Origin of the sequence: Streptosporangium sp. NPDC048047 (assembly GCF_040653115.1) — a bacterium.
GTDB lineage: Bacteria > Actinomycetota > Actinomycetes > Streptosporangiales > Streptosporangiaceae > Streptosporangium.
On record NZ_JBEZNH010000117.1, the window covers coordinates 1 to 5,080 of the forward strand.

The following is a 5,080-nucleotide window of genomic DNA, read 5'->3' on the forward strand; positions in this document are numbered from 1 at the left end:
GGCGATGCGGCGCGCCTGGGTGAGATCGACCTGCATCTGACCATTGTGACGGGGGGGACGGGGCGGCGCACGCGTGGTACGGGGTGGACCGGCGGGAGTGGCTTCCTCGATGGGGTGGTTGGCGCGCATCGGCGCCGCTGGTCTGCTGGCTCGGCAAAGAAGGAAGACCGGCGGCGCCGATGGGCGGTGCCTACGCTTGGCGGGGCGCGCGCCTGGTCAGCAGGTGCTGGTCCCGGCTGATGGCCGCTAGGGCGAATTCAGCGTGGGTCCGGGCGTCGTGCGCGTACTGAGGCGGGAACGGGACTGCGGCGATGCTGCTGACAATGGTGCTCTTGCCCTCGGGATGTTGGCGGCTGATGTGCATGACGGCGGGTGAGCCGCTGTGGGGAACGTCGTGATCATCGGCCGGGCACAGGGCGCTGTCGATGGAGTAGATCGATCCGTCCGGCCAGGTCACCTCCACCTGCTGGTCACGTGTGCTGATGGTGGCATCGAGGTCGTTGATGGCCTTCATGGCCGTCTCCAAGCGAGCGGCGCTTGCTCGCATGTCCGCCGCGAACGCCGCGTCGCGCTGCCGTGCCAGGGCGACGCTCTGCTCGTAGGCTCGCTCGTGTTCCTCCTCCAGTCCGGGCCACAACTGGCAGGCGATGTCGAGCAGGTCTTGCGATGACAGGCAAAAGTCGGTGGAGTGGCTCTCCCAGCACGGCGGACCGTAGCCGCCGGGTGAGCTTTCGGGGTCCATGCATGCGGCGGCGTGCATGGGATCGGCGGGCCGGAAAAAGCGGACCGGCGTATCTGCGTCCGGTTCCCTTTGCGCGGTATCGCTGATGCTCATCAGCCGGGAACCCTGCACCCCTGGGACGATCAGGCCGTACGCGTCCGGCTCCAGGACGATGTCCCCGTTCGTCAATTCGCCGTAGGGGAGGCGCTGGAAGACCCCGGGCAGGTCCCACCCGACCGGGCGCCCTCGCTCGTCCAGGTGGTGCCAGGTGGTGCGGGCTGCGTAGCGGAGGTCATCGAACAGAGGGCCGATGGCATCGTGCCTCTTTCCTGGTGCGTAGGTGTCGGCGGCCGGGTCGTCCGGCCGGAAGAGCCGGACTTTGTTGGTGCCCGATACCGGGACGGGCGCTCGGCCGTCGATCGTGAGCACGACATTGCCGTCATCGTGCGGGCGCGGGTCGGTGGCCACGGGGCCGAAAAGGCCCCCTTCCATGAGGATGTCTCCGGATTGCACTTCCTTGGGAGGAAGAAAGAGGAACTGTCCGTGAATTTCATGGGTGGGTTTCATTGGTTTCCTGTCGGATCGGTGAATGAAGCGCCGGTCTTTGTGCCATAAAGGCCGACATGTTCATTGAATCATAATTCGTTGATGTGCGGGGGGCGCGTCTGCGGGGGGCGCTCTGGGAAATTTTTCATCACGAGACGAGGGGTTTTCGGGAGTTGTTGACGGCGAGGGCAGGTTGCGGGTACCGGGGAAATCGTGAAGGGAGAGGGCGACCCGGGAGCCGAGTCGCCCTCTTTCTTCGTCAGGCTCCGGCTTCTATGGAAGCTTCCTGGGGGATTTCGGTTCGACGGCAGCCGTAGGGGGAGCAGCCGGGCGGGTCTTCCTCGTAATCGGCGAGACTGATCGCGCTTTGCCGGCCGCGCCATTCATTTGGGGTGATTCGGTCGATATTCGCCTGATCCAAAGGCACTCGGGATCGATGGACGAACGCTTGGCCCCTCAGTGGGGTTCCTGCGGCGGGATGCCCGTGGCGGATTTTCTCGTCGAACTCGACTGCGGCCGCCCAGTCGTCGGGTTGTGTGTCGCGCATCGCTCTCCAGCGGGAGTTTCCTGAGAACGGGCATGCCAGGCAGGCCGATTTCGGGGTGTTCTCCAGGCCGTATTCGGAAAGGAGGTTCACGCAATCTTCCCGCGTCATCTTGAGTTGGATCAGCGGGTAGGTGAGTTCACTGTGGGGGCCGGGCGCTTCGTCGTCCTTGACGCGTCGCGTCTCATCGGCTGAAAAGCCGATGTCCTGGTAGGCGTAGCGGCCAGCGGGGACTCTCCCCACGCTGCCGTCATCGCTGATGGGCGCCCCGAGCGCCGCTCGGACCACACGTTTGATCGGTTTGATCTTGTATTCCTTGGTGCATTGCCGCTTGATCATTCCGCGGGTGCCGCCCTCGCCCAGGATATGGAGCGGCATGGCGGCGTAGTGGCCAGATGGTTTGAGCGCATCATGGCGAATGTTTCCCGCGGTCACCTTGATCAGGGGGATGTCTGCAGATCGGGCGATCTCTTCGAGGATGGCGAGATGGGCATAGACGGCTTGCGGCTCAAATTGTGTGTCGGCGAATATCACCGCGTCGTATCTCGGTATCTCTCGGGGAGCGAGGCCGAGCGCCGACATGACGAGCAGGGTGCTGGATTGGACTCCGGCGCCGAGCGAGCCGAGAACGAGAGGCCGGGTGCTGGCGGTGCCGCGCAGCCGTTCCAGTTGTTTTCTGGACGGCAGGAGGGGAACGGGTTTCATGTTCTGATTTCTTTTCAGGATTGGAAGTGGCGATGACCGAAGTGCCATCCCGGTCATCCTTAATAGGATATCGCCAATTCCTTCTCTGAAAATAAAGCATTTTTTATGTTTTCTCCTTCTGTGGTTCGATGTTTTCCCGCAGAAGGGTGCGGTCCGGCGGGGTGGTTCGGGAAACGGGCAGGTGTGGCTTGGGCCGCGTATAGCAGAGGGGCGGTGGCCGGTTTTGCCGGATCGACGGCGCAGACCTCGGTGATGTGCCGGTCGGGGGATGGATTCGTCAGCGGTTCGAATCGTGTCCCCCGACCAGCCGGTGCTTAAGAGGTCAGCGCGGGGGCAATGGTGGCGCCTGATAGCCGGAACGGGAATACAGGGCGCCCAGTAGGTGCCCGCCCAGCGGCATGGCGGGCTCGTCGAACGTCAGGACCGGCTCGCCGAGTGATTTGGTGAGCCGGATGCCGGCGTGGGTGTCGGCCACCCGCTGCAGATAGGTGGTCAGTTGCCGGGAGTACAGCCGAAACGCCCGGCCTGGCCCGCCGATGTCGGTGCCCAGCCGTGCGACGGAGATCGTGCGGGCCGCGGGGGCAAGAGTGTGGCTGTAGTCCAGGCACGCGTAGGCGACCACTTCGGCAGGCACGACACCGGGGTGCAGGCGCAGTTGATCGGCCTCGGGGGTCGACAGCAGCCTCAAGGGGGAGAACGGCCGGTCGATGATGTCCTCGATGTGAGGCGAGCTGTCGGCCCAGGTGCGCTCGGGGCTGTACATGCGCACCAGGCAGGAGATGTCCTCCCCGACGACCTTCGCACTCGGGGTCTTCCACCCCGCTTGGGTCGCCAGCGCGCCGAGACGCCGACGCAAGGTGTCTTTGGAGAAGACGGCGAGCATGTGGTTGAAGGCCACATACCAGGTGGGTACGCGGCACGGGCGCGAGGACAGCAGCCACCAGTGCAGCAGCCAGAGACTGGCGAAATCTTCGAGGTAGGGATCGACGCCGGTGTCCGGGTTCAGCAGCCAGTGCGCACGCTCGGTGAGCACGACGCTGGTGGCCTGGCCGGGCACGGGATCGGTCTCGCAGGTGAGGGTGAAGGCCCTCATCCAAAACCGGATGGATGCGACGCGGTTCTTGCTGCCGGCGGAGAGCCGGACGGTGTTGTCTTCGTGGGCGAAGACCTCGGGGTCGTCGACGAGTGCGGCATAGGCCTGGCCGAGCCAGCCGTAGCGGGGAGGGTTGGAGCCGTGGCGGCCCCAGGTGGGTGAGCAGGCGGATGCCAGGGATTGCGGGGCGGGCCGGGCAGGGTTGACCGGCTCGGCGGACTGAGCGGCGAAGAGCGGGAGTTGCTCGCCGTTGAGGGAAGGCGGTGCGGATGTGCGCCGCGGCGCTGGCTGAGACATCGCGAATGTCCTTGGATTTCGGATCGGAGAAGAGGGATTGGGCCGGTGGGTGCCTCCACCGACACAACCCAATTTTACCTTTTGACAGTATTCGCGTGTTTTATGAGCTTTAGGGGTGTTAGTCCTGTGCGCGTCAGAGTGCTTCGCCCAGGGCGTACCATGGGTGCTTCGGAAGGGGAGCGTGACTGTCCTTTCGGATTGGAGAGAAGGCCGGCGGACAGGAGTGCCATTCCGCGATCTCTTCGGAGATCATCCGCCGGTCTTCGCCTTTGCCGCCGGGCTTCAACGCCTCGACAGCTGGCGATCACGGCATGGTGCGGGCATCTCGTGGCCGGTGATCAGGAGGCCGTCGCGATCACGTAGATCGCTGATCGGTCCGATCCCGGGCTGGGGCGCGTATTGGATCCGGCCGGTTGTGTGGTCGGCCAGCCTCGGATGGAGGCGCGAGGTATTTGCGAGAGAACGTCCGACCGTGCCTCGGCGTGTCCGCGGGTCAGGCGGTATCCGGTGCGATCGAAGGGGCCCGGGACCCGGCTGCGGAGATCAGGCAGGGCTGTCAGCCCTCCTTGAGACCTCCTCATGCCGGTGGAGCCGAGTGGCGGGGAAGCAGGGGTTTTGTCGCATCAGCCCGGACAGCGGCAGGTGCCATGCCGGCCATGAGGCGACGGGGTGGCCTGCCTGGACAGCGCTCTTAACCGCCTGGGGGAGGACGGTTGCGCCGGGTCGGCGATCAGTGGCCTGCCGGTCGAAGCGACAGCCAGCGGAAGGCTTCGACTGGCTGGAGGAGCTCCGCGAGACGACCGAAGCGCGTCCTTCGAATCGTCGAGGGCCGCGCAAAGGTCTGGGACCCTATCGTCGCTGACCTAGACGGTCATCGGACGATCATGCTTCTCCTTCGAGCGAAAGAAGGAGAAGCACACCATGACCAGCGTCCACGTTCTGATCACCGTTGGCGAAGTCGCCGAGCTCCTTACCCCGCGGCACACGGTGGCCGCGCCTTTGCGGGTGTCCGCCGAGCGGATCGCAGCGCAGACCGGGCTGCCGGTAAACGAGTTGCCCGGCCGGGAGTTCACTGTCACCCGCCTCGACGATGACGATGCCGATGGATTCGCTCTGGTCAACGATCCCCGGCTGTAGCCTTCCGCGGTCGGCCGCCGCCCACGCCCCGCCCGGG

Annotated in this window: 4 protein-coding genes; 1 reads left to right on the forward strand and 3 read right to left on the reverse strand. The window is 65.2% G+C overall.

Annotated elements, in window-relative coordinates; translation table 11 throughout:
• Positions 1 to 190 precede the first annotated feature (190 nt).
• From AB0D67_RS38865 to AB0D67_RS38875, 3 genes are all read right to left on the reverse strand, one after another.
• Positions 191 to 1,288 (reverse strand): hypothetical protein, encoded by a 1,098-nt coding sequence (locus tag AB0D67_RS38865; RefSeq protein ID WP_362947395.1) that lies wholly within the window; start codon positions 1,286 to 1,288, stop codon positions 191 to 193.
• A gap of 238 nt (positions 1,289 to 1,526) precedes the next feature.
• The gene (locus AB0D67_RS38870; protein ID WP_362947397.1) at positions 1,527 to 2,573 is read right to left on the reverse strand and encodes a hypothetical protein; all 1,047 of its coding nucleotides are present in this window, start codon (positions 2,571 to 2,573) and stop codon (positions 1,527 to 1,529) included.
• A gap of 265 nt (positions 2,574 to 2,838) precedes the next feature.
• A complete protein-coding gene (locus AB0D67_RS38875) occupies positions 2,839 to 3,906 on the reverse strand; it encodes a DUF4007 family protein (RefSeq protein WP_362947399.1) in 1,068 nt (355 codons plus the stop codon).
• 921 nt (positions 3,907 to 4,827) lie between these two features.
• On the opposite strand from AB0D67_RS38875, the gene AB0D67_RS38880 reads away from it, so the two are divergent.
• The gene (locus AB0D67_RS38880; RefSeq protein WP_362947402.1) at positions 4,828 to 5,043 is read left to right on the forward strand and encodes a hypothetical protein; all 216 of its coding nucleotides are present in this window, start codon (positions 4,828 to 4,830) and stop codon (positions 5,041 to 5,043) included.
• Positions 5,044 to 5,080 lie beyond the last annotated feature (37 nt).

Coding starts and splice junctions, on each gene's coding strand:
- AB0D67_RS38865 (WP_362947395.1), bottom strand. CDS start 1,288: ATGAAACCCACCCATGAAATTCACGGACAGTTCCTCTTTCTTCCTCCC.
- AB0D67_RS38870 (WP_362947397.1), bottom strand. CDS start 2,573: ATGACCGGGATGGCACTTCGGTCATCGCCACTTCCAATCCTGAAAAGA.
- AB0D67_RS38875 (WP_362947399.1), bottom strand. CDS start 3,906: ATGTCTCAGCCAGCGCCGCGGCGCACATCCGCACCGCCTTCCCTCAAC.
- AB0D67_RS38880 (WP_362947402.1), top strand. CDS start 4,828: ATGACCAGCGTCCACGTTCTGATCACCGTTGGCGAAGTCGCCGAGCTC.